Annotated in this window: 20 protein-coding genes, 1 tRNA gene and 1 riboswitch; of the genes, 10 read left to right on the forward strand and 11 right to left on the reverse strand. The window is 58.3% G+C overall.

Translation table 11 applies throughout. The features are described 5' to 3' along the window. Window positions 1-440: 440 nt before the first annotated feature. Window positions 441-3413 (reverse strand): UvrD-helicase domain-containing protein, encoded by a 2973-nt coding sequence (locus tag O3675_RS07910; protein ID WP_371571899.1) that lies wholly within the window; start codon window positions 3411-3413, stop codon window positions 441-443. A 144-nt stretch (window positions 3414-3557) separates the two neighbouring features. Here O3675_RS07910 and O3675_RS07915 point away from each other — a divergent pair, with 144 nt between their 5' ends. Further along, complete coding sequence (locus O3675_RS07915; RefSeq protein WP_371571901.1) at window positions 3558-4418, forward strand: VOC family protein; 861 nt, start codon at window positions 3558-3560, stop codon at window positions 4416-4418. A 110-nt stretch (window positions 4419-4528) separates the two neighbouring features. Here the strand turns inward: O3675_RS07915 and O3675_RS07920 are convergent. Then, a tRNA-Arg gene (locus tag O3675_RS07920) sits at window positions 4529-4601 on the reverse strand. 119 nt (window positions 4602-4720) lie between these two features. Here O3675_RS07920 and O3675_RS07925 point away from each other — a divergent pair. Then, the gene (locus O3675_RS07925) at window positions 4721-5749 is read left to right on the forward strand and encodes a DUF4031 domain-containing protein (RefSeq protein WP_371571903.1); all 1029 of its coding nucleotides are present in this window, start codon (window positions 4721-4723) and stop codon (window positions 5747-5749) included. Window positions 5750-5917: 168 nt separating this feature from the next. Here the strand turns inward: O3675_RS07925 and O3675_RS07930 are convergent, their stop codons facing one another. The 3 genes from O3675_RS07930 to O3675_RS07940 all read right to left on the reverse strand — a co-directional run bounded on the left by O3675_RS07930 (window position 5918) and on the right by O3675_RS07940 (window position 9053). Next, window positions 5918-6607 (reverse strand): C40 family peptidase, encoded by a 690-nt coding sequence (locus O3675_RS07930; protein WP_070677667.1) that lies wholly within the window; start codon window positions 6605-6607, stop codon window positions 5918-5920. Further along, a riboswitch (cyclic di-AMP (ydaO/yuaA leader) is annotated at window positions 6608-6767 on the reverse strand. A 607-nt stretch (window positions 6768-7374) separates the two neighbouring features. Further along, entirely contained in the window at window positions 7375-8079 is a 705-nt protein-coding gene (locus O3675_RS07935; protein ID WP_005504532.1) for a metal-dependent transcriptional regulator, read from the reverse strand. Between the two features lie 209 nt (window positions 8080-8288). Then, window positions 8289-9053, reverse strand: coding sequence for a DUF3027 domain-containing protein (locus O3675_RS07940; protein ID WP_371571905.1), 765 nt, complete (start codon window positions 9051-9053; stop codon window positions 8289-8291). Between the two features lie 141 nt (window positions 9054-9194). Between O3675_RS07940 and O3675_RS07945 the strand changes: the two genes are divergently transcribed. The 4 genes from O3675_RS07945 (at window position 9195) to O3675_RS07960 (ending at window position 12373) form a co-directional block, all read left to right on the forward strand. Further along, a complete protein-coding gene (locus O3675_RS07945) occupies window positions 9195-9467 on the forward strand; it encodes a hypothetical protein (RefSeq protein WP_005504529.1) in 273 nt (90 codons plus the stop codon). 74 nt (window positions 9468-9541) lie between these two features. Continuing rightward, entirely contained in the window at window positions 9542-10246 is a 705-nt protein-coding gene (locus O3675_RS07950; RefSeq protein WP_371571907.1) for a response regulator transcription factor, read from the forward strand. A 1-nt stretch (window position 10247) separates the two neighbouring features. Next, window positions 10248-11747 carry an ATP-binding protein gene (locus O3675_RS07955; protein ID WP_371571909.1) on the forward strand — a complete coding sequence of 500 codons (1500 nt, stop codon included), beginning with the start codon at window positions 10248-10250 and terminating at the stop codon, window positions 11745-11747. A 335-nt stretch (window positions 11748-12082) separates the two neighbouring features. After that, window positions 12083-12373, forward strand: a complete 291-nt coding sequence (locus tag O3675_RS07960) for a WXG100 family type VII secretion target (RefSeq protein WP_005504526.1) — start codon at window positions 12083-12085, stop codon at window positions 12371-12373. Window positions 12374-12619: 246 nt separating this feature from the next. Here O3675_RS07960 and O3675_RS07965 read toward each other — a convergent pair whose 3' ends face one another. Then, complete coding sequence (locus O3675_RS07965; RefSeq protein ID WP_371571911.1) at window positions 12620-13963, reverse strand: RNase H family protein; 1344 nt, start codon at window positions 13961-13963, stop codon at window positions 12620-12622. A gap of 175 nt (window positions 13964-14138) precedes the next feature. On the opposite strand from O3675_RS07965, the gene O3675_RS07970 reads away from it, so the two are divergent. Next, complete coding sequence (locus tag O3675_RS07970; protein WP_371571913.1) at window positions 14139-15152, forward strand: 4'-phosphopantetheinyl transferase superfamily protein; 1014 nt, start codon at window positions 14139-14141, stop codon at window positions 15150-15152. A gap of 120 nt (window positions 15153-15272) precedes the next feature. Here the strand turns inward: O3675_RS07970 and O3675_RS07975 are convergent, their stop codons facing one another. From O3675_RS07975 to O3675_RS07990, 4 genes are all read right to left on the reverse strand, one after another. Continuing rightward, window positions 15273-16376 carry an isochorismate synthase MenF gene (locus tag O3675_RS07975; protein WP_371571915.1) on the reverse strand — a complete coding sequence of 368 codons (1104 nt, stop codon included), beginning with the start codon at window positions 16374-16376 and terminating at the stop codon, window positions 15273-15275. A 63-nt stretch (window positions 16377-16439) separates the two neighbouring features. Next, window positions 16440-17207, reverse strand: a complete 768-nt coding sequence (locus O3675_RS07980; RefSeq protein WP_371571916.1) for an SDR family oxidoreductase — start codon at window positions 17205-17207, stop codon at window positions 16440-16442. After that, window positions 17204-17887: an isochorismatase family protein gene (locus O3675_RS07985; protein WP_314706385.1), complete on the reverse strand. Its 684-nt coding sequence runs from the start codon at window positions 17885-17887 to the stop codon at window positions 17204-17206. Before O3675_RS07985 ends, O3675_RS07980 begins: the two co-directional genes overlap by 4 nt. A gap of 306 nt (window positions 17888-18193) precedes the next feature. After that, window positions 18194-19603: an FAD-dependent oxidoreductase gene (locus O3675_RS07990; RefSeq protein WP_371571918.1), complete on the reverse strand. Its 1410-nt coding sequence runs from the start codon at window positions 19601-19603 to the stop codon at window positions 18194-18196. A 245-nt stretch (window positions 19604-19848) separates the two neighbouring features. On the opposite strand from O3675_RS07990, the gene O3675_RS07995 reads away from it, so the two are divergent. From O3675_RS07995 to O3675_RS08005, 3 genes are all read left to right on the forward strand, one after another. Next, entirely contained in the window at window positions 19849-20361 is a 513-nt protein-coding gene (locus tag O3675_RS07995) for a DinB family protein (RefSeq protein ID WP_371571920.1), read from the forward strand. A gap of 453 nt (window positions 20362-20814) precedes the next feature. Continuing rightward, window positions 20815-21675 (forward strand): hypothetical protein, encoded by an 861-nt coding sequence (locus O3675_RS08000; protein ID WP_371571922.1) that lies wholly within the window; start codon window positions 20815-20817, stop codon window positions 21673-21675. Window positions 21676-21754: 79 nt separating this feature from the next. Beyond that, entirely contained in the window at window positions 21755-23212 is a 1458-nt protein-coding gene (locus tag O3675_RS08005) for an Eco57I restriction-modification methylase domain-containing protein (protein WP_371571924.1), read from the forward strand. Between the two features lie 268 nt (window positions 23213-23480). Here O3675_RS08005 and rlmC read toward each other — a convergent pair whose 3' ends face one another. Further along, window positions 23481-24614, reverse strand: coding sequence for a 23S rRNA (uracil(747)-C(5))-methyltransferase RlmC (rlmC, locus tag O3675_RS08010; protein ID WP_371571993.1), 1134 nt, complete (start codon window positions 24612-24614; stop codon window positions 23481-23483). Window positions 24615-24787: the final 173 nt, after the last annotated feature.

The following is a 24787-nucleotide window of genomic DNA, read 5'->3' on the forward strand; positions in this document are numbered from 1 at the left end:
TGGTGCCGAGTACTGGTGCACTCGGCCTGGTCTCATTAGAGGAGGTTCCCCCGTGTGGTCCGTACGGTGCGATAGGGGTCTCTCGCACCCGGCGCACACGCATCATTGACGCGGGGAATTTCTCTCGTCTCTACTCTATCGGATTCGGCGTGAGCTCGCACTCACAGAGCCCCAAATCTGAGATTTTAGCGACTCAGCTCACAAATATTTTGGGTACATTCCACCCAAAGGCTGTGCACCGGGTAACTAACCCGAACTCACGCTCCCCGATCCGCCGCGAAATACCGGCGAAAATGCGGCGTTTACCGCCGTGCTCTGCAAAGCCCCGGCCACCTTCTCAGCAGGCGGACAACACGCCCGGTACAGCACACAAAAGAGGGGCGGGCCCCTTCAGGTACCCGCCCCTCCATCGGCGTTGTCAGGTTCGCACGCCTGACGCGTTAGCTCACCTTCTCCAGCGGCGCGTAACGCAGCAGCAGACGCTTCTCTTCCGAACCAAAACGGACCTTCGCCACGGTCTTATCGCCGCTACCCTCAACGGCGAGCACGCGGCCCTCACCAAACTTGGTGTGGCGCACGGTATCGCCAACCGCCAGAGTCGGAATTTCCTTGCTCTGGTGCACGCGGGAACGGTTTGTCACCTTCGAGGTGGCCGCCGCCAGCCCGTAGCTTGCCGAACCGTTAATATCCGCCGTGGACGGCTCGGAGCGGCGTGCGGGGCGGGATTCGTAGGGGTCGTATGAGCCGCGCGAGCCACCGGAACTGTACCCGCTCGAGCCATAGCCGCCCGAGTAGCCGCCAGAACCGTAGCCGGAACGAGAACCGCCCGAATAGCCGCCACCGTACGAGTTACCGTAGGAGCTACCGCCATAGGAACCGCCGCCGCGAGCGCCATACGCACCCATACCGGAGGCGCCAAAACCCGAGAAACCGGCGGTGCGCTTCCACTCAATCAGCTCTTCCGGGATTTCCTCCAGGAAGGGCGAGGGCGGGTTGAACTGGCTCTTACCCCACATGGTGCGGGTTTCCGAGCGGGTCAGGTACAGGCGCTCCATGGCGCGGGTCAGACCCACGTACGCCAGGCGGCGTTCCTCGCTCATTTCCTTCTCATCGGTCAGGGCACGCTGATGCGGGAACAGGCCGTGCTCCATGCCGGTCAGGAACACCACGGGGAACTCCAGGCCCTTGGCGGTGTGTAGGGTCATGAGGGTGACCATGCCCTGTGCCTTTGCCTCAGCGGCTTCAGCGGCAATCTGGGCGGCGGAGGCGTTCTCGCCCTCCGCACTGGCGGGGCGGTTCGGGATCGAGTCGGCATCGGCGACCAGAGCCACGTGTTCGAGGAACTGCTCCAGGTCGGCACCGGGGTTCTCGGTCTCGAACTCGACCATGGCGTCAAGCAGCTCGGAAAGGTTTTCCACGCGCGATTCGTCCTGAATGTCCTTAGAGGCGCGCAGAGCCGCCAGGTACCCGGTCTGCTCCAGGACCGCTTCCAGGCAGGTTGCGGCGGGTTCGGTGCGGGCAATCTGCGCCAGGTCGTCCATGAGGCGCACGAACTCGGCGTACTTCTTGACCGCGGCGGCACCCAGGCCGGGGATGTCGGCTGCCTGGCGTGCGGCGGCGTAGAAGGAGATGCGGTTCGCACTCGCGTACTCCGCCACCACGGACTCAGATTTGGCACCGATACCGCGCTTGGGTTCGTTGAGGATGCGGCGCACGTTCACGTCGTCATCGGGGTTGCTCAGGGCGCGCAGGTACGCCAGGGCGTCCTTGATTTCCTTACGCTCGTAGAAGCGGGTACCACCGACCACGCGGTAGGGCAGGCCGGCACGCATGAGCATGTCCTCGAGGGTTCGGGACTGCGCGTTGGTGCGGTAGAAGATTGCGACGTCACCGGGCTGCACGCCGTGCTCATCGGCAAGGCGGTCAATTTCGCGGGTGATGTAGCGCGCCTCGGCGTGTTCGGATTCGGCAACGTAACCGATGATCTTCGCACCCGCGCCGGAGGCGGTCCACAGCTTCTTGGGGCGACGGTCGGGGTTGCGTTCAATGACCGCATTCGCCGCAGAGAGGATGTTCTGCGTGGAACGGTAGTTCTGCTCCAGCAGAATCGTGTGGGCGTTCGGGTAGTCCTTCTCGAAGTCCGTAATATTGCGAATATCCGCGCCACGGAAGGCGTAGATGGACTGGTCGGAGTCACCCACCACGGTCAGCTCGGCAGGGGGCACGGCATCCGGGTAGGGGCCGCGGTCAGCCGGTGCCTTCGTGTGGGCGCCGACCAGTTCACGCACCAGCTGGTACTGGGCGTGGTTGGTGTCCTGGTACTCGTCCACGAGGATGTGGCGGAACTTGCGGCGGTAGTAGTTCGCGATTTCGGGGAACTTCTTGAGCAAGAAGACGGTGCGGCCAATCAGGTCGTCAAAGTCGAGGGAGTTGGCGGCGCGCAGACGCTGCGTGTATACGGTGTAAATCTGCGAGATGGTCTTCTCGTACGGGTTATCGCTCGCCACGCGGGATGCGTACGCTTCGGCGCTGACCAGCTCGTTCTTCAGCGCGGAGATGCGGTTACCCACGGCCTTGGCGGTGAACTTCTTGGTGTCCAGGTTGAGCTCTTTAATAATCAGGCTCAGCAGGCGCTGCGAGTCGGTCGAATCATAAATGGTGAAGGTGGACTTCAGACCCAGGGCGGCGGCCTCACGGCGCAGCACGCGCACGCAGAAGCTGTGGAAAGTAGAAATCCACATGTGCTTGGCGCGCGGGCCGATCAGCGCCTCAATACGTTCACGCATTTCGGCGGCAGCCTTGTTGGTGAAGGTGATGGCGAGAATCTGGCCGGGGGTCGCGCGGTGGGTTGCGAGCAGGTAGGCGATGCGGTGGGTGAGCACGCGGGTCTTGCCGGAGCCGGCGCCCGCGACGATGAGCAGGGGCGAGCCGGAGTGCAGCACGGCTTCTTCCTGGCGTTCGTTGAGTCCGGCGGTGAGGGAGGTAGGGTCCACGGAGTTGAGGCTGTGGGCGCGTTCGCCGTAGGGGTCGGCGGGGTCGAAGTCCTCACCGTAGCCGCCGACTCGGTAGGCGGGCGGCATGAAGTCGCCGAGCGGGTCTGCGGCGGTGAAGGCTGCGGGTGCGCCGGGTTCAGGAACGGGCGCGCTGGTAGCAGGGGCACCGTAGGCGGGCATGCCGGTGGGCAGGGCGGCGGGTACGTCCTGGGCGGGTGCCTCCATCATCGGGGCCTCCATCACTGCGGCGTCCATGGCAGGGGCGTAGTAATCGTCCTCGGCAGGGGGTACGTCGTAGTAGGGGTCGAAGGGCGGCTCGTCATCCGCTACCGGTGCTGCGGGGGTGACGAGTTCGGCGGCGAACAGGCCGTCCTGTTCGGTGAAGGGCTGCTTCTGCTGTTCGGGCTTGTCGCTCATCATCTACCTCGCTGCCTAGAATACACGTTCGATATTCCATGCTACCGCATTTGCTCCGCGGCTCCCACCCGTTCGGTCAATCAGCCTCACAACCTATATCGGCAACGGCACACCGGTGGCGCAGAATAGTCATGCTAGGATGACCGCATGACCCAGACCTTACCTCCGAGCCTCTCAATAGCGCTATGGTGCAATGGTTCAGCCGATGAAGCCGCACAGTTCTATACCAGGGTTTTTCGCGATGCTTCCATCATGGAGCAGGTGCCCGGACTTACGACGGCTCTAAGCATCCACGGCTTCCAGCTCTCGCTCATTAATGGTGATGACCGGCATGTCCCGAACCAGTCCATCAGTTGCATCCTAAACTTTGACCCGCTCCTCTTTGGTGGTGAGGCGCAAGCGCGAGCATACCTCGATGAACTCTACGAAGAGCTAAGTACCGGCGGTGTGCTGATGGAACTGGGTGAGTATCCTTTCTCCCCACGCTACGCCTGGGTGCGTGATCGTTTCGGTATGACCTGGCAGCTGATGCTTACCAACCCTGCAGGAGACCCGCGGCCCTTCGTCGTGCCTTCTTTCATGTTTGGCGGCACGAATCACGGCAATGCAGAGGAAGCCACCAACCGTTGGATTTCCATGTTTGAGGATGCCCGCCGCGGCACCCTGTACCACTATCCGGAAGGTAGCCCCTTTGAGGCAGATGCGGTCATGTTTACCGACTTCAACCTGCACGGCACCTGGATGGCGGCTGCTGATTCCGGTACTTTCCACGATTTCACATTCACGCCGGGGGTTTCGGTAGTTCTTTCGTGCCGTACTCAGGAGGAGATTGATTACTATTGGGAGCAGCTCTCCGCTATACCTGAGGCGGAGCGTTGCGGCTGGTGTGTAGATCGCTGGGGTATTTCTTGGCAGGTTGTCCCGCACAATATTGCTGAGCTGATGGCGGATAAGGCCGCTCGCGAGAAGATCCTGCTGATGGGCAAGATTGACCTGTCTCAGCTATAACAACGTGTTTTCTTGAGTACTCGTTACGTGCAGAAACAGAGAAACCGCCCGCGCCTGCTAATGCAAGCGACGGGCGGTTTTCTCGTACCGGCATGACTACCGGTTCTGTGTGCCCCCGAGACGATTCGAACGTCCGACACCTTCTTTAGGAGAGAAGTGCTCTATCCCCTGAGCTACGAGGGCGTACCTATCCAGTATAAAGCACCCCGCACCGCGAGTCCGCACAGCCCGTGTTCACCGCCCTGTGTTCACCGCCCGAAGACACCCGCACCCGGCGGCAGAATCGCTCCTACAATGTACGAATGAGCATCTACATTGACCCGCCCACCTGGCCCGCACACAGCACCGTCTTCTCACACCTCATCTCCGATGCTTCCCTGGCGGAACTGCACGAGTTCGCCGCAGCGGCGGGCATCAGTGAGCGTGCTTTCGACCGCGACCATTACGATGTTCCGGCGCACCTCTACGACGAGCTGGTGCGGGCGGGCGCGAAGGAACTCAGCGGTGCAGAACTGACTCGCACACTCATTGCCAGCGGTCTACGGATTCCCCTGAAGGAACGCCCCGAGAAGATCCGCCCGCGTCTGCTTCGCGCCTGGGCGGCGGCGTTTGCGCCCCGTCTCAATACACCCCGCCTCAAGCATGTGGAGGCTCCTGCCATGAGCCAAGCTCAACTCACGGCGCAGGTGGCGGAGCTGGGTGAGAGCCTGCTACAGGCGTGGGAGCAGCCGCACCGCGCCTACCACCACAGCGGGCACCTTTCGCAGATGCTTGCCAATCTAGACCGCCTCTACGCACACCGCACGCAGGGTTCCACTCCCCTGGCGTTGGTTCTGGCGGCGTGGTTCCACGACGCGGTCTATGAGGGCGCGCCGGGTGAGGATGAGCGCCGTAGCGAGCAGCTGGCGAACGCCTCCCTGGAGTCGCTGGTTACCGCGGGCCTGCTCGATGGTGACGAGCTGCAGATGGTGAGCCTTCTGGTGCGTGCCACGGCAACCCACGAGCTGCCCGAGTCTGCCAACCTACCGGCGGGCTATGAGCCGGCGGATATTCAGTTTTTCCTCGATGCCGATATGGCTATCCTGGCGGCTGATTCGGCACGCTATCGCCGCTACCTGCGCGGGGTGCGTAGCGAGTATTCCCATTTTGACGATGAGGCGTTCCGTGCCGGTCGTACGACCTTTCTGCGTTCGATCCTGGGTCGCGAGCGCATCTTCCTCTCAGAGCAGGCTCTCAAGCTCTGGGAGGAGCCCGCGCAGGCTAATCTGCGTGCTGAGCTCAACGAATGGGATCAGGACCCGCAGGGGCTTCTGCAGGCTCTCGCATCCTAGCCGCATACACCTAAAACACATACCGCCGAGAATGCGCCCATACTAAGGCGCGTTCTCGGCGGTATTTTCGTGGAATCTCTCGGGTACGCAAAAGGTGCCCCCCCCCGTGCGGGGTAGGCACCTTTTGAGAAGTATGTTGGGCTAGACCCAGCTCTTATGCGCTAAGGCTTAGAGAGCGGTGTAGTAGCCGTCAACGGACATCCAGGAGGTGGGGTGCACCAGGGTACCGTTGGTGGGGTTCAGAGCGGAGATCATCTTGCCGTCGCCCAGGTAGATACCAACGTGGCTGTAGCCGTTCTGGAAGACGATGTCGCCGGGCTGGGGGTTAGCGGTCGGGCGCAGCTCGTTCTTCATTGCGTAGGTGAAAGCGGTCAGCTTGATGCCGTGCTGAGCGAAAACCCAAGAGGTGAAGCCGGAGCAGTCCCATGCACCGAAGGTCTTGCCGCCCCAAACGTATGCGCCGCCCAGGCCGCTCATTGCGGTTGCAACGATTGCGTCGCGGGATGCGTTACCGGTGGAAGCGGAGGAAGCTGCGGGTGCCGGAGCTGCAACGGGTGCAACGTAAGCCTGCTGTGCCTCAGCCTGGGGTGCTACGTAGGAGGTCTCAACTGCGGGTGCAGCGGGTGCCTCTGCTGCTGCGGGAGCAACGTAGGTCTGCTGTGCCTGAGCCTGGGGTGCAACGTAGGTGGTTGCGGGGGTGTTGTAGCTGGTGTAGTCGAACTCGTAGTTGGTGTAGTCGTAGGACAGATCAGCTGCAGCGGGGATCTGTGCGAATGCGTTCGCGGGAACGGTCGAGCCGAGCAGGATTGCGCCTGCTGCGAGGGTTGCACCTGCGGTACGTACGATCTTCTTAGCCATTGGTAATTCCTCCATTGCCTGACGAGGTGAGCTGTCGGGCTCGAGCATGGATTCGCTCGGCCACCGAAGTGACTTAGCCCCGAGGCCTCTCGATTGAGAAGCCGTATCCCAGCTTGGGGATTGGGTCCCCCGCTTCTGCCATATTGGGTAGACGTACATCGAAGCGTTGGCAGAACTCAGCGGAACCGCTTCGACGGTGCCCTCTTACGATTAGGATTTGGGCACAGAAACGAGAATACACAGAAAACTCCCAGTTGTCACTTCATTCGGGCTTAAATTTTGGACTTTCACCCTGGGGGGAAAACTTGGCACTCCAGGCATTTGACCCCCTCCCAACGGAATCCTTATCTACCTTTTAAGGCACTTGACTAGGCATTTCACAAGGATGCACATTCGCTTTTAATGCGCCATCACCCCTTAAGGACAGGGTTCAAAACTCTTAAAAATGACCCTTATCTCTTAAATGTCCATTCTCAGAGATTGCTCAAACATCGGCGTTTCCCTCAGTTTCAACCTTAGATTTAAGCGAAAAACCCGAAAAATGCACTCAAGCGCAGTTGCTAAAACCCTGAGAGAGGAGTATATGCGCCCGCGCACATGACCAAACTCTGAAATACCCCTCCCACTAGGCACCTCAGCTCCCCAAAACCTCCCCGCAAGCCCGAGCAGTCCTAACACGTGCACAAAAACGGTGGCACCGCCTCCACCAAGGAAGGCGATACCACCGTTTAGCGTGAACTGGGTTAGCAGACTCTCAGAATGAGAGCTTAGAGGTTGCCACCGCGCTTGACCACGATCGCGTTTGCCACGTCCATATCCAGGGAGAGGGTGTCCTCTTCACCGTCGGCGTGAACAATCACGTCATCGTTCTGACCGGCAACCACGGACACCGATGCGCCGTAGACAATACCTGCGTCAGCCAGCAGCTTCAGCAACTCAACGTCAGTCTGAATGGACTCGGGGAAACGAGAGATAGTGAAACGGTCCTCGGGGCCGGAGTCGCGTGCAGCCAGGGACATGGGCACGGTACGCTCGTCGTTCTTCTCGCTGGTGTGGCCCAGATCCTCCAGGCCGGGGATAGCGTTACCGTACGGGGAGAACTTGGGGTCCTTGAGCATCTCCAGGATGCGCTTCTCCACCTTGTCACTCATGACGTGCTCCCAGCGGCATGCTTCTTCGTGCACGTACTCAAGTTCCAGACCAATAATGTCGGAGAGCAGTCGCTCAGCCAGGCGGTGCTTACGCATCACCTCGACCGCTTTGTGGCGGCCTTCCTCGGTCAGTTCGAGGTGGCGGTCCGGCTCAACGGTGAGCAGGCCGTGCTTCTCCATGCGTGCCACAGTCTGGGAAACGGTCGGGCCGGAGTGCTCGAGTCGTTCAGCGATGCGCGCACGCATGGGGACAATGCCCTCTTCCTCCAGTTCGAGGATGGTGCGCAAATACATCTCTGTGGTATCGATGAGGTCTGTCATATATCTCTCCCAGCTTTCACCGCAACAGTACTTAGATAGCACTGCCTAAGTCGTTACTTAATTCAATAATCTATTATGTACTTTTTCAGCGGCTTTTGCCACGGCTTAAGTCATTGAGTCGCCCAATGAAAACTCATTGGACGACTCAAGACACCTTATATATACGCTTTTGCTAACCCACCCCTTATTAAGAGGAGTAGACGGTAGGCTTACTCTGCGGACTCAGCCTCAGCGGTTTCTTCCACGGCAGATTCGTTCTCTTCCGCTTTGTTCTCTGCAAGCTCAGCAGATTCCTCTGCCTCAGCGGTTTCAGCAGACTCTGCGTTCTCCTGCGCGGCGTTCTCCTCTAGGTCTTCCGGGCGAACGCGGTCAGCCCACGGCACCCAATCCGGCGCAATCAGTGCATCGTCGCCGGGCAGCAGACCCACCTCGCAGATCGTTGCCACGCGGGAACGAGGCGCACGCGAGAGGGTCGCGAACCAGAACCAGCCGCGGTAACCGGGCAGGGTGCACTCGAAAAGGTGAGTGCTCAGACGCTCTTCCTCGGCGCGCACGTGGTGCACCAGGCCGATAGCGTGTGCCGGAGCGATTTCCTGAACGCCCTGCAACGCCACATCCTTGGCGGCGGCAAGAATCTCATCCACCTTGGAGGTGCGACGCAGCTTGTGCGGAACACCCAGGGAGGGGGCGCCCACCTCTTCATCCAGCGGGGTGAAGGGGTCGGGGGTGGAGTCTTCGTTCTGTGCGGTTTCTTCGGCAACAGATTCCTCAGCAGCAGATTCCTCGGAGGTAGATTCCTCAGCGGGCGTATCAGCCGCCTCAGTCTCCTCAGCGTTCACGGAGGGCTGAGTCTCAGCAGGTACAGCGCTACCCTCGTCGGTGCTCTCAGGCGCGGCAGAAGGCGCAACGGACTCTGCGGGCGCGTCAGTAGCGGGCGTAGTTTCGGGGAGCAGTTCAATAACCTGTTCAGACATACCCCTATTAAAGCATCTCGCGTGCGCAAACATTGCGGCGCCCGCCCCAAGCTTCGCATACGCTGTGAATTTGAGTCTCAAACCGCTAAATCTGGGGCCTCACCCATTAACAGCTGTGTGTGAGCTGATACGGTTAAATTTATGAGTAATGAACCCGTACAGGACACGCGCAGTACCGCAGACCAGGCGCCCGCGCCCCTTCCCTACGCCGGAGCTATCCGTTGGCTCGGCGCGGCAGGTGCGCTTCTCGCCCTGATTTGCCTGCTCACCGGAGTCGCCATGCTCGTGATGAAGTGGGTTGGGGCAGCGCCGCCCGCCCTCATGAGCCAGATTCCCCTGGTCCTCCTCCCCGTCGCCTTTATCGCCCTCATGGCCGCACTCATCCTGTCGGTCATGCGCCGCAACAAGGCATAAAGATTTGAGCCGCAAGCTCACACACATCATTCACTTATCAAGTACAGCCTGCCATTCAGAGAGAAAGATAGAGTATGTCTGCTGAAGCAAAACTCCTAGTCGTCGATGACGAGTTCAACATTCTTGAATTGCTCGCCACCTCCCTGCGTTTCGCCGGTTTTGAAGTAGCTACCGCCGGCAACGGCCGCGAAGCCCTCGAAAAGGCACACGCCGAAAATCCCGACCTCATCGTCCTGGACGTCATGATGCCCGGCATGGACGGCTTCGAGGTGACCCGCCGCCTGCGCGAAAACGGCACCACCACCCCCGTGCTGTTCCTGACCGCAAAGGACGCCACCGAGGACAAGGTGACCGGTCTGGGTGCCGGTGGTGACGACTACGTCACCAAGCCCTTCTCCCTCGACGAGGTAATCGCCCGCATCCGCGCCATTCTGCGCCGTAGCCGCAGCATCCAGGAAGAGGACGACGCCGTACTGCGCGTTGACGCCCTCACCCTGAACGTGGACACCCACGAAGTGTTCCTCGGTGACGAAGAGATTGACCTCTCCCCCACCGAGTTCAACCTGCTGCACTACCTGATGCTCAACGCCAACCGCGTGCTGTCCAAGGCGCAGATCCTCGACCACGTGTGGGAGTACGACTTCAACGGCGACTCCTCCATCGTTGAGTCCTACATTTCGTACCTGCGCCGCAAGATCGACAACAACCGTGAAAACCACGAGCCGCTCATCCACACCAAGCGCGGTGTGGGCTACATGATTCGCGGTTCTCGAGGCTAACGTGGCGCTCAAACCCCTCGACCGGATCCCCCAGTCTCTTTCCCTTCGCACCCAGCTGGTGCTCATCACCTCCATGCTCATCGCCCTATCCATTGCGGTGACGAGCCTGGTGGCGATTTCCGCTCTGCGCGCCCAGATGGTGCACCAGCTGGACGAAGAGATGAAGAACAGCGCCCCCTCACTCGTGCAGCTGGCGACCGTGCGCCCCTCCGGCAATCAGGAACAATCCCTGAGCACCTACCGCCTGTACCTGCTCGACAAGGACGGCAACGTACTGTACTCGCTCAAATCCGAGGACAGCGGTCAGTTCAGCGAGCCGGCACTGCAAGGCTGGACCGAAGAGAAGGTTCGCAAGCAAAACGAAGAGGCGGTCACCGTCAACTCGGTGGGCAGCTCCTCCGATTGGCGTGTGCTCGCCGTGCCCATTGAATCGAAAGATTCTTCTGGGCTGACGGAGGCGGCATCCCTGGTTATTGCCATGCCGCTGAAACAAACGAACCAGGTGGTCGCCCTCGTGGGTGTGCTGACCTTCGCGTTTGGTTTGGCGACCCTCGCCTCCGCGATTGCGATGACCTGGGTGATTGTGACCCGCACCTTCGAGCCGCTGGCTCGCGTGGAGCAGACCGCCGCCAAGATCGCTGCCGGTGACCTCTCTCAGCGTATTGAGGACTACAACCCCAGCAACGAGATCGGTAACCTCGCGGTTTCGCTGAACACGATGCTCACCCAGATTGAAATGCTCTTCAAAGCCCGCGAGAAGAGCGAGGCGAAAATGCGCCGCTTCGTGGGTGACGCTTCGCATGAGCTGCGCACCCCTCTGGTCAGTATTCGAGGCTACTCGGAGCTGTACCGTCAGGGCGCGCTACCGACCGATGAGGCTGTCGCTACCGCGATGAGCCGCATCGAATCGGAGTCCAAGCGTATGGGTCAGCTCGTGGAAGACCTGCTGACCCTGGCGCGTATTGATGAGCGCCGTGAATCCAAGCTGGCACCCTTCGACCTGTTCAACCTGGCGGTGGACGCTAGTAACGACGCCTACGCTACGGCGCCCGATCGTGCGGTGTCCCTGGTGGGTCTGAACGAAGAGGTGGCACCGACCTCCGCAACCGTGCTCGGCGACGAATCACGCCTGCGTCAGGTCGTGGCGAACCTGCTAACCAACGCCATGCGCTACACCCCCGACGGTTCTCCCCTGGAGATTGCGGTGGGCGTGCGCGAAGAGGTTCCCGGCTTCCCGCTGTCCGTGCTGGAGGTGCGCGACCACGGCCCCGGTATTCACGGCGAGGACCGCGAGCGCGTCTTCGAGCGTTTCTACCGCACCGATGCTTCACGTTCGCGTGAGACCGGCGGTACGGGTCTGGGTCTGTCCATTGTGGCTGCGATTATCGAGCAGCATGAGGGCAGGATTCACATTGAAGAGACCGATGGTGGCGGCGCTACCTTCGTGATTTCTTTGCCGTTCTACCCGCCGCCCGTCTCGGATGATCAGCTGATGAAGTAGCACTGATGCATAAACCCCCGGATTGTGGAACTTGAGTGTTCTACGGTTCGGGGGTTTTGCTGTGCCCGGGAGGCGGGACTATAACTCACGGAGGTGCGTCATGGCGGCGTCATTTTCGGGCGGGTTTTCGATTTTTTCGAGATGCCGGAGTGAATCTGGCGGGTTTATCCACAGATTTATTTAATAATCATTTTTCAGCTCATTTGATGCATTTTGAAAGATATAGTGATAACAAGCTTCCGGTCAGGAACTCAACCCTTCCAGAGATCCAAACCCCAAGCGCCACAACGGGGCAGCCGCCCCAGCTATCTCACATATCTCAAAGGAGAAAAACCATGGCACAGTTCAATGTCGATTCCGAAGTCATCGCAGCCAAGAGCGCACAGGCACGATCCTACGTCGCATCCATCACCGCAGACGTCAACGGTATGACCGCATCCCTGCACGACCTGCAGAGCTCCTGGACCGGCTCCGCATCCGCTAACTTCCAGGGCGTACTGGACCAGTGGCACGCAACCCAGCGCCAGGTCGAAGCATCCATCACCCAGATCAACGAGGCACTCACCCGCGCAGGCGTAAACTACGCAGACACCGAGCAGGCTAACGCCTCCATGTTCGTCGGCTAAGGGGTCAGGGCTACAGATTCTAAGGCCCACCCGCAGGCAGGCGGCAGACCGGGCAGCTAAAAGGTCCCGGCCGCACGGCACACCGCCTGCCAGATTCGCCAGAAGGCGGCGAATATCTATTGAGAAAACCCCGCCGCATCCTCGAAAGTGAGGATGCGGCGGGGTTTTATTGCACGGAAATCTTTGCGCCCAAGAGCCCATTCCTTAGGAGCTGAGCTTTAGACGCTGAGCTTTAGGAGGCGGGCTTTAGGAAGCAGCGGTCTCCTGACGGAAACGCAGACGCCACAGGCCGCGCTCAGCATCGTAATGCCAGATGCTCGAACGGCTCACGCGACCACGCGCGGTCGCAACCGCCGCCATAACCAGCACGCTGGAAGAATCCAGCACCTGCACACCCTGCTTGAGCGGGGCACCCTGCTGGGTGAAGGCGCGTTCGCGGTACTGCAGCACCGAGGAGCGGGACACCGACTTGCCGGTGGCGGTCACCCACACCAGACGCTCGTGCAGCATGGACTCCAGCTGCGCCGCCTCCATGACGGAGCCGCGGCTTTCGAGCAGCTGTTCTGCGGCGGCGGCTTCCTCGGGGTTCAGAGCGGGTGCCGCAGGAGCAGACGGTGCGGGCGCCGCAGCGGGCTCTAGGGCGGGTTCTAGGGCAGGCTCTACCGCCTGCTCTTCTGCATGTTCTTCCGTCTCGCCCAGCAGTTCCGCCGGGTCAACATCGTTCGGGTCGAGCCCGGCGAACTCTTCCAGACCGGTCAGGTCATCCTCGTCTTCCGCCTGCGCGGCGTTGGATGCCTGCTGAGCGGTCTCCTGCTGGCGAGCCAGCACCTTTGCGTCACGCTCGGCGGCACGCTCCGCCGCGAGCGCCAGCTGCTCCTTGCGGGTGCGAACCGCCTCCGGATCGGGGGCGTTCACCGCGGAGGCGGGGCGCAGCAGACCGGACAGGCGCAGGCTCTCCACGCCGCGCTGGGCGTTCTCAATCTCGGCTGCGGTGAATTCCTGTACGGGCAGGTGGGCGTCCGCGGAAGACTCGGAAGGCGCCGGCTCAGAGAGGGCAACGTCAGAGAGTGCAGGTTCTGCGGACGGAGCGTTCACAATCGGTGCTTCAACAGCCGCACCGAAGCCGGGGCCGTGCGCGGGTTCGCGGCCCTCCTGGTAGGCGCGCGCAGCACCATTCGCCAGGGAATCCGCCTTCTCATTGAGCGCGTGACCCGCGTGACCCTTCACCCAAATAAACTCGTAGTCGCGGCCGGTCAGCGCCTGATCCAGCACCTCCAGAAGGTCGCGGTTGAGCACGGGTTTGCCGTCGGATTTCTTCCAGCCCTTCTTCTTCCAGCCGGGCATCCACTTGGTCAGCGAGTTAATGACGTACTGGCTATCGCAGTACACGCGCAGCTTCGCCTCTGGGCGGGATGCGGTCGCCTCGAACAGGTCCAGGACAGCCTTGAGCTCACCCATATTGTTGGTGCCGTGCGCCCAGCCTCCGCTCGCCCAGTGGTCGTCGTCGATATACCATGCCCAGCCCGCCGGTCCGGGGTTGCCCAGCGCCGAGCCGTCTGCGGCGGCAATGATCTCTTGCGTGCTGTTCACGGTGCCTTCTTTCTGTGCCGTCGCTCTATTGTGCGGGCGGCAGTCCGTAATGATGTCTGTGATGACTTTACCGCACCGGCGGCGAGGGTGCGTAGCGCGCGGTCGCAGCTGTGGACAACCTCAAGCAGCCTCGGACGCGCCCCTTGCCGTAATGCCGGGCGGGTACACTAAACCTATGAGCTATTCTGCCCCCGAAACACCCAGCGCACAGCGCCCGGAGCGCCCTACCGCCCGCCCGAGCGAGCGCGTGCAGATTTTCGCTCTTCCCACCCGCACGATGTACGGCTCCCTGCGTTTTAGCTGGTTGAGCTACCTGGGGCTTGCTGAGCAGCAGCATGCGGCGCAGTTGCCGACCTCCACGGCGGCGGTCAGCTACCTGAGCACTCAGGCGCTCATGCGCGCTATGGCGGCGGCACGTCTGGATGTGCCTTCCAGTGCCGCTTCTGAGATTGAGGTGGATCGTTCCTGCACCTTGTGCACCAGCGGTAAGAAGCACGGTAAGCCGCGTATTGCGGGCGTGAATTTCAATATGTCGCAGGTGAATCCGCTAGTCGTGGGTGCGTTTAGTCGTAATTCCTCGGCGGTGCTCGGCGTGGATGTTGAGACCCTGGATGCGCGCCTGTTCTCCGGTTTTGCGCGCCTAGCGCTCTCCAATGAAGAACGTGCATTCTACGAGCGGGTAGCGCAGGAACGCCCCGCGCCCGTACTGCATCTGCTCTCTGTGGCGCTGTGGACCGCTAAGGAGGCGGTGCTCAAGGCAACCGGCCACGGTCTAAGCGTGGTGCCCTCCCTGGTTCGGGTGCAGCTCACCGATGACCTGTTGGATGCGCTCGAACTTGCAATGAACGAGGAGGTCCCGGGGGACCTTCTGGGCAGCGACACTCCCGAGCCGACCGCCCTGCGCGTACTGACTCAGGACAGCTTGACCGCCCAAGCGACCTTTAGCGCGCCCGCGGCTCAGGGCGGCGGCGATCAGGGCGGTAATCAGGGTGGCGAGGCTGCCGAGCGAAGCTTTAGCCTGCAGTGGGTACCCGTGGCACTGCCCGACGCGGAGAACCCCGAGCACGCCCAGAAGATGCTCATCGCCCTGGCAGTGGAGAACCCTGCCGAGGGTGAGCCCGCGCAGGTTGAGGTTCAGCTTCTGCCGGTGGCTACTCCCCTGGAGCTCAAGCGCCTGCTCACCGATTAGCCGCGCTCAATCCCCTAACACCTGATACAACGACGGAACGCGCCCGCCATGCCAGCGAGCGCGTTCCGTCGTTGCATTCAGTCGTTGTATTCTGCCTCGTCAAGGCGTTCAAGGCAGAACCTAAGGGGTATCCTCGCCCAGGGTCTCCAGGCCCAGGGCGCGGCCGAAGCTACCGAGCTTCGTGCCGGTCTCCGTGTGCTCCAGCTCCGGGTCGGACTCAGCCACGATACCCGCACCCGCGTACAGCACCGCCTCGTCCGGGCTGACCTGGGCGCAACGCAGCACCAGCGCCCACTCGCCGTTACCCTCGGCGTCCATGTAGCCGACCAGACCGCCAAAGTAGCGGCGCTCGAAAGACTCCAGCTGGCGAATCAGCTCCAGCGCCTTCTCAGTGGGGGCACCGCAAATCGCGGGGGTCGGGTGGATCGCGCGGGCACCGTCCAGGCAGGTCAGCCCCTCCTTCAGCACGCCGTCGATGGGGGTCGCCAGGTGCCACAGCTGCGGGGTCTGCAGCAGCGAGGGCACCTGCGGCACGTTCAGCTCCTCGGCAATGGGTGCCAGGCGCTCGGCAATATCGTTGATGACGTAGGCATGCTCGTGGCGGTCCTTCGGCGAGGCGAACAGGCGGTCACGAATCGCCTCGTCCTCGTCGCTACCGGGCTCGGCAATGCGCGGGGCGCTACCGGCAAGCGGGTGGGTCTTGAAGGCGCGGCCCTCGGTGCGGAACACCAGCTCCGGGGAGGCACCCATCAGGTAGCTTCCGTTCATGCCGCGCTCACCCTCGGGCAGGCGCACCGCAAAGTTGAATGCGGAACGCTGCTGGGCGCGTAGGTTGTTGTACAGCGCTTCCAGGTTGAGGGCGCCGGGTGCATAGCGGGCGGTGAGCACACGTGAAAGCACGATCTTGCTCAGCTCGCCCGCCTTCATGCGCTCCACGGCGGTCGCCACGGCGGCACGGAACCGGTCGTTCTGCCGGCCGGTGACTGACACCGGCTCGGCAAGTTCTACGGTCTGCTCGGGGACCGGCACCTGCTGCTCCTCCAGGCGTTCAGGCACGAAGAGGTAGGCGGGCATATCAGGGTCAAAAGGAATCAGACCCACGACGGCGCTACCGGCACGTTTCGCCTCGTCCAGGGCATTATCGAAGGTTACAGGGGTCATCGCACCGGATGCGCGCAGGACGCGGGTGCCGGTGGCAAAGATAAAGTCGGGAAGGTTCGTCATCGTACTTCTATCAGTGGTGTGTGGGTTCGCGCCGGGCATCTAAACGCCGGACGCGGGGTGCCGTTAGAGGGTCGCGCCGCCGTCGGCGACAATCTCCTGCATGGTGATGTGGCGTGCCGCCTCAGAGATGAGGAAAGCGTTGACCGCCGCAATATCGGCGGGGTCGGCAATACGGCGCAGCGGAATGCCCAGGCGGAACGTTTGCGGGTTGCCGGCAACCGGCAGGGCGGAGCGGTCCTCACCCTCCCAGGCGTCAGTCACCATAGGGGTTCGGGTGGTGCCGGGGCATACCGAGTTCACGCGAATACCGTGCGCGGCAAGCTGCAGACCGAAGCTGGAACTCACGCGCGCCGCCGACGCCTTCGATGCGCCGTAGGCTCCAAACTCCGCGCGGGGCACACGTGCCGCGTTGGAGGCGACTGTCACCAGGGAGCGGCTGTTCGCCGGGTCGGACTCCTGCTGGTCAATCATGATGCGCGCGAATTCGCGCAGGCACAGGAACACGCCATCGGAGTTGACCGCGTGCAGGCGCTTCCAGGTGTCGAAGCTGGTTTCCAGTAGCGGCTGGCTGTGGGCGATGCCCGCGGCGAGCACCGCGCCGGTGATGGGTTCGTCGAGTGCCGCTACATCGTTGGCGAGGGCGATGACGGACTCTTCGCTCGTAACGTCTACGGCGCGGTAGCGGAAGATTGCGTCTCCGTAGGTACCGAAGGAGGCAATGGGCTGCTCCACGAGGTCAGCCGCAAACACCGAATAACCGTTCTTAATGAGCTGGTGGACGGTTGCCTCACCAATACCGCCGTTCGCGCCGGTCACAATGACCCAGCTCATGCGCGCGCCTCCTCAGCAGTCTCAGCAGCCTGCAGGTCTGCGAGCACATCGGCGGTGTTCAGCACGCGGGCGCAACGACCCGAAGCGTACTCGCACGCTATGCGGTGCTCTTCCTCCGAGAAGTCGGCGAGCGCATCCGCAACCATAAACGGCTGAATGTCACGCATGAACGCCTCCAGGGCGGTGGTCAGGCAGCCAATGTGCGCGTACACGCCGCCGATAATGAGCTGGTCGCGACCGGACTCCTTGAGCAGGTCCTCGAAGGGGCTGCGCACGAACGCAGAGTAGCGCCACTTGGTCAGCACGGTGTCGCGGTCGGTGGGTGCCAGTTCGTCGAGCACGCGGGCGGACTCGTCGTTCTGCAGGCCGTCGCCCCAGAAGTCGATGAGCAGGCGACGGTCTTCGGGGTTCTGGCGCGGCGGCTGCGCGGTGTAGTAGACCGGGATTCCGGCGGCGTGGGCGGCGTCAATGAGGCGGCGCAGGTTCCGAATGGCGATGTTGATCTGGGCGTCCGGGTTGTCGTTGCCCTCACCCAGGTTGGCCCCTTCGAAAGCCTGGACGAAGTGTACCTGCATGTCGTGCACGAGCAGTACAGCGCGGGAGGGGTCCACGGGCCAGCTCACGCGGTTGCTGTGTTCACGGTCGACGTAGGTGTAGGGCTTGATTTTGGGCAGTGCCATGATTCTCCCGGTTCGTGCCTATGGTTTTCGGTTGTATGCGCGGCGCAGGCGGTGCGCTGTGGTGGGTGTAGCAGCGAGTGGGTGCCTCCTCCGAGCCCTCTCGCGCTGACCACCCAATCGGTGAGCTTGCGCTTATCTCATAACAATCTTAGGGCATGCTTAGCTACTAGGTATATATGAGCCTTAACAAAAATGCTTCCCCACCCGCACCCCCGTTGATAGCACAACGGGAGGAACGGGCAGGGAAGCACTCGGACAAGCAGAAACGCTATACGAACCGCGAATTCAGCCGCGATTCTAGTTCAACTAGTTCACGGGCGCCGCGACGGCAAGAACCTCATTCAGACCCTCAGTGATCGAGGGGTGAGTGTAAATCTCATCGCGCAGCTGCGAAGCAGTAATGCCGTGGCGCATCGCCAGAGCCACCAGGTTAATAACCTCCATGGACTCGATTACCAGCAGCTGGGCGCCCAGAATCTGGTCGGTCTGCGCGTCAATCACGAACTTCATGATGCCGCGCGGGTTCTCCTGGGTCTTCGCACGCGGCATCGCGGCAACCGCGGCAACCGGCTTCGAAGCGACCTTCACCTTGTGGCCGGCCTCGATTGCCTCACGCTCGGTCAGGCCCACGGAAGACAGCGGCGGGTTCATGTAAATGGTCGAAGCCACTGCCTTGCGGTCCTTAGTGGAGCGGGAACCGTCACCGACCAGCTGGGAGAGCACCACGCGGTAGTCATCCATGGAGATGTAGGTGAACTGCGGGCCGCCGTTCACGTCACCGAGCGCGAAAATGTTCGGCACGGTGCTGCGCAGGTGCTCATCCACGACAATTGCGCCGCGGTCATTGGTTTCGATGCTGGTGTTCTCCAGACCCAGCCCCTCGGTGGCGGGCTTGCGGCCGGTCGCAACCATCACGTAGTCCACCTCCAGCTCCCGGGTAGCGCCCTCGGAGTCGAGGTAGGTCACGGTCACCGAGTCAGCGCCGTCCTTGAAGGACTGCACACGCACGCCGGTGTGAGCGGTAATGTCCTGGTCTGCGATAATCTCGCGGGCAACCTGGGCAACGTCCTCGTCGTAGCGGCCGAAGAGGGCGGGTGCACCGTCCAGAATGGTCACCTCGGTACCGTAGGAGGAGAAAATACCGGCAAACTCAACACCGATGGGGCCGCCACCGATAATGCCCAGACGCTTGGGGCGCGGGGTGAGCTTCTGCAACTCGGTGGAGGTGAGCACACGCTCAGATTTGCGGATACCCTCAATCGGCGGGATAACCGACACGGCACCGGTGTTGACGATGAAGTAGTCGGCGGTAACGCGCAGGGTGTCCTCGCCCGCGGTGACCTCAACCTCGGTGTCGGAGATGAAACGTGCGTGACCGTCAATGAGCTTAGCGGTCTCGTTGGACAGCAGGATCTCGCGGTTCTTGGCGCGCATCATGCCGGTCAGCTTGTCACGGAAGACCACGGCGGATTCGTAGGCGGCGTTTGCCTCTTCTAGGGTGCGCTCGCCGCTGGCGCGGAACTCATCGGCGCGGTGCACGAGCGCCTTGGTGGGTACACAACCGATGTTGATGCAGGTGCCGCCGTACATGCCGGTGGACTGTTCGATGAGGGCAACGTTCTTACCGGTCTTGGCGTATGCGCCGGCGAGGGTCTTGCCGCCCTTGCCGAAGCCGATGACGACCATGTCAAAGTGCAGCTGAGCGGGGGTGGTCATAATATTCTCCTGTGAAATTTAGATGATGATGTCTTCACAGAGTTCAACGGAAAGAAATGAGTATTATTCCCGCGCGCCACATTTTTTCTTGCCACCCCAATTCACGCCCCCACCGCTAGGACATGAGCAAAGCCCCTCTCCCCTCCTCTACAGCCACCCCTCAGCCCACGCGGGCGTAGACTAAAACTACCCGGTTCCCTACAAGAAGCTAGCCTAAAGGAAGCCAGCACAATCAGGAGGATTCCATGAAAACCCACGATATTCTGCGTGACGCCGCCAGCCGCCCCGGCATCGAAGCCGCCGTAGCCATCAAGGGGCTATCAGCTGAGGCACTCAACGCCCACCCGGGCGGGCACCCGAACTCTATCGCCTGGCTCCTTTGGCACGCCGGACGACAGATGGACATGCAGCTCTCCGCGCTGAACGGTCAGCCGCAGATCTGGGAGGCTCAGGGTTTCAGGGAACGCTTCAACCTGGGCGAGCTGGGCGACACCATGGGCTACGGCCACACCGCCGAGCAGGCACGCTCCATCGTGGTTGAAGATTCTGCCCTGCTGGTGGAGTACCTTGTGGCAACCGGCGAGGCGCTCGCGGCCTACGCGCAGACGCTGAGCGAGGCTGATTTGAGTGAGATTATTGACCGTTCGTGGACTCCGCCGGTGACTCGCGGTGTGCGTCTGGTCAGTCTGATTGACGATGCAGCTCAGCACGTGGGTCAGGCGGCGTACGTGGCGGGTATTCTCGCGGCACAGGACTAACGGCAGAGCGCTAAACCCCCGACAATAGGCACGAAAAAAGCGGTGGCGCCTCGGACACAACCATCCGAGACGCCACCGCCTACACGCCTAAAAGCCGCTACTGCTTCTGCAACAGCACCATCACCTCGTAGAGCCTTAGAAAAATTCACTATATTCTTATTCCCCCATGTAATCGCTCTCCTTGTATTAGTATTATTACTTTTTAACTACTCATCAGTTACTGGAAGCGCCTTTTCATGCCCTATCTTGCCGCAAAATTCACCTAATTAACAAGAGTATGTATCACAAAGATTTACAGAAACTTGTCAAAGTCGCCAGCACCCTTATAAAAAACTTTGATAAATGTAGGAATATTACTACTGATGCTCTTTGGAAATTGCGTCAAGCATTAGACCGCAATACAGATGATATAATTGAAATAATTTATGAGAAACAATTGAGAGGAACAGTATAATGAGCTCTAAACATGAGTTATTAAGATACTACAGAGAAAACATTGCAGAGGTAATTAATTCTGCATTAGAACTGGAAAAGGTTTCGGATAGAAGCAAAAAAGTTAATAAAAAAATGCAAGATTTACTAAATTCAAAGATAAAAATTAAGGATGCAGAGAGTATAACACTAGAGTATATTTTAATGGCACATTATACATACTACGTTGTAATGTTAGAATCCAGGAATATAGTTTGGAATTACGACTATATGTCATTCAGCCGCAGAATAGGCGAATTATGGGAGCCATTCTGTAAACTAGCATTTGAATATTCAATTAATGAGATTGATTTTTATACGCCAATGAAATATGAAGAGTACAGGTCAGACCTGTCTACTAGAGTGAATAAATTCATAGATAATCTATCTATCTCCCACGAGGAAAATATAAAATTAAAAGAATATCTCTCCACTATCTGGGGACTGTCTGAAAGTGGATCTATAAATTTGAAAGAAGATCTTCATTTTACAAAAGATTCTAAAAATTATGTTGTGGATTTCAAGAGCGGTTTTAGCTCTAATGAAAAAGGAAATGTAAACAGACTACTCCAAGTTGCAAAAATATACTCGACTATAAATCATGATTGCATGATCTTTGTGCGACAAAAAGAAGAAGATAATAATCACTACCTTCAGACATTAAAGAACTCTCCGCACTGGAAAGTATATTGCGCTGATGATGCTTATTCCAAGATACTTGATATAACCGGTGTCGATTTGAAATCCTGGATGAGTGAAAATATGTGTTGGCTTGACGACATTACTAGTGAATTCAAGAACTACCTGGAAAGCAATAATCTAAGCCAATACTTGACTTGGTAGAAATAATCGGATATATTCAAAAAAACTTAGGCTGACGCATAGCTTGGAATTTATTTTCAATTCTCAAAGGAGGCAAATTATGGATAAAATCTATCAATCGTATTACACAAACTCGGACTATATAACAAATTATATGATTTCTAAGCTAGAACTAACTAATTTTGATACAGTTTTAGAGCCCAGTGTAGGCGAGGGTGCATTTGTCGATAAAATTTTAAAGATAAACCCCAAGCAAAATCTAACTTTGTATGATATTGACGACTATGCAATTAACGTGGTGGAGCGTAAATACTCCGATAAATCAAACGTTAAAATAAACAAAGCAAACACGCTTTTCGACAAAAATCTAGATTTCCACAGAGACACTTCAAATGGGTTCACTAAAATTATCGGAAATCCTCCTTATGGAGCCCATATGCCTGAGGATGAAAAAAATAAGGCTAATTTAAAATATTCAGAAATCTACTCCAAAGATACTTATGTCTTATTTTTTTACCGCTGTTTAACTTTATTGAAAGAATCTGGAAAACTGGTATTTATAATCCCGGATACTTTTCTATATCTAAACTTACATAAAAAATTTAGGCAGTTTTTATTTTCCAACTTTTGCGTTGAAGAGATTACTATATTTTCATCAAAACTTTTCCCTGGTGTTTCATTTGCATATAGTAATTTATCTATAATCACTGTCGCAAATAATAAAAAAGCAATAAATTCGAATGTTATTAGAATATATGATTCAATAACCGAAGAGACCGACTTTACCAAAATTGAATCGCTCACCCCTAAAAAAATACGTCAAGTTGACGTACTGGTCGAACATAATTGTAACATTCATTTAAATACTGAACTTACAGCCAAGCTTTCGAACATGGATTTATTCCTTGGCGACGTAGCTGAATGCGTTACTGGAATCTATACCGGAAACAATAAAGAATTTATAAAAGTTAAATCAGCTAAAGTTCGAAATTCAAAAGGATATCAACACATAAGCACTTCGGAAATAAATTATGGTAAAGCCGACATCACTGGAATCGATGAAAGCAACCACTTTATTCCGATATTAAAGGGAAGCATTAAAAATAGATTCCACCAACCTCAGGATGAATGGTATATTAATTGGAGCAAAGAAGCTATTCATCACTACAACCACGATAAAAAAGCTCGTTTCCAAAATAGTAAATACTACTTTCAAAAGGGAATTGCTATCCCCATGCTAAAAAGTAAAACCATTAAAGCTACAATTATGGAGCATCGCGTATTTGACCAAAGCATCGTTGGCATATTTCCTAAAAACCCCGAAGACATTTATTTTATTTTAGCGCTACTCAATTCAAATATTGTAAATGATATTATCCATAACATAAATCCTACTGTTAATAATTCTGCGAATTATTTGAAACGAATTCCAATCCCTTTCTGTACAAATAACCACAAGAAAGAACTAGAAAAACTAGTTAAGGGAATTCTTTTCAATAATGAAGATAACGAATCTAGATTAAACGAAATTATTCAAGATCTATATTCTTCAAGATAGTTTAATCTTAAAAAGATTTAACCTATGTATGCTTATTGCAATAAGTGAGGGTGTATTATCATTATTCACTTTACCAATAAAAATAATTTTTATATTTAGAGTCACTACTTGTTTACAGTAATCTATGTGGGGTACTTGAAACAGCCTACGTGGCGGGGATTCTCGCCGCGCAGGGTTAGAATTTCACGCCCGCTAAAGAGGTATGAAAAGGCGGCGGCGCCTCGGATACAACCATCCGAGGCGCCACCGCCTACACATCTAAAAGCCGCTACTGCCGTTGCAACAGCACCATGACCTCGTAGTGGTCCGTATGCGGGAACATGTCCAGCACGCGGCCCTGCACCGGCGCATACGACGGCATACGCTCTAGGTCCTTCGCCAAAGTCACCGCATTACAGCTCGAATACACCACACGGTCAATACCCGAACCCTCAATCCACGCGCACAAGCTCTCACCAATACCGCGGCGCGGCGGGTTCACCACCAGCATCTGCGGCACCGTGCCCGAAGACACCGCAAACTCCGGCGCGTCCTGCGCCGAAAAGTCCACGCCCTCCAGCCCATACTCAGCCACCGTGCGCTGCGCCGAAGCGACCGCCTCCGCACTAATCTCAATACCCGTCACCGAGCCGCCGCCCATCACCGAAGCGGCATGCAGGGCAAAACCACCCACGCCACAGTACAGGTCCCACAGCGAGCGCGGAGCCACCTCACGCACCCACTCACGGCCCTGCGCGTACATCGCCTCAGCGACCTTCGTGTTCGTCTGGAAGAAGCTCTGTGGACGCAGATGCAGAGTCAGGTCATTCACCTGCATCGGCAGGGTCTGACGCTCCGAAAGGATAATCTCCTCATCCCCCTCAACACGCGCCACCGGTTCACGCAGCAGGTTCACCGACAGCACCGCCAGGTTCGGCAGCTGCTCCTGCAACCAGTCCAGCTGCCGGCGAATCGGCACCAGAAGCTTCTTCGAACGCAACACGAAACGCACCATCAGCTCACCCGCCGCCGAAGCAGTCACCAGAATATTCTTCAGCTCACCGCGACGATTCGGAATGTCATAGGGGGTCAGGTCCGCGCGCTGAATCAGTTCACGCAGCACCGGAATAGCAGCCTGAATCGGCTCCATATAGAGCGGGCATCCGCCAAGATCAGTGGATGCGCCCGTGCGGTAATCCACGATGCCGAGGGTCGGGTTCTTCGCCGAACCGCCCACCACAAGCTTCGCCTTGTTGCGGAAGCCCGCCTCCGCACTGGTCACCGGATCCAACCACTGCATCTGCGGGTGGGCGGCAAGCAGGGCGCGGGCATGCTCCTGCTTCGCCTGCACCTGCGCGGTGTAGGCGGTCTCAATGCGGGGGCAGGAGGAGCAGAGGTCATCACGAAAATAGGCGCATTCCATAAGGAGCCATTCTACCGCCTCCACCGCCGGGACAGGACGCATGGGCACAGAAAAAGCGGGGGCGGCCACCCTTCATGGGTAGCCGCCCCCGCCTCATACGGATACGTGGACCTGCGCCGGTTTGAGTACCAGCGTTAGGTCACCACCGTGTCACGCTTCGCGTGCCACGGATT

The organism is Rothia sp. 27098_8_27, assembly GCF_041432805.1.
Taxonomy (GTDB): domain Bacteria; phylum Actinomycetota; class Actinomycetes; order Actinomycetales; family Micrococcaceae; genus Rothia; species Rothia mucilaginosa.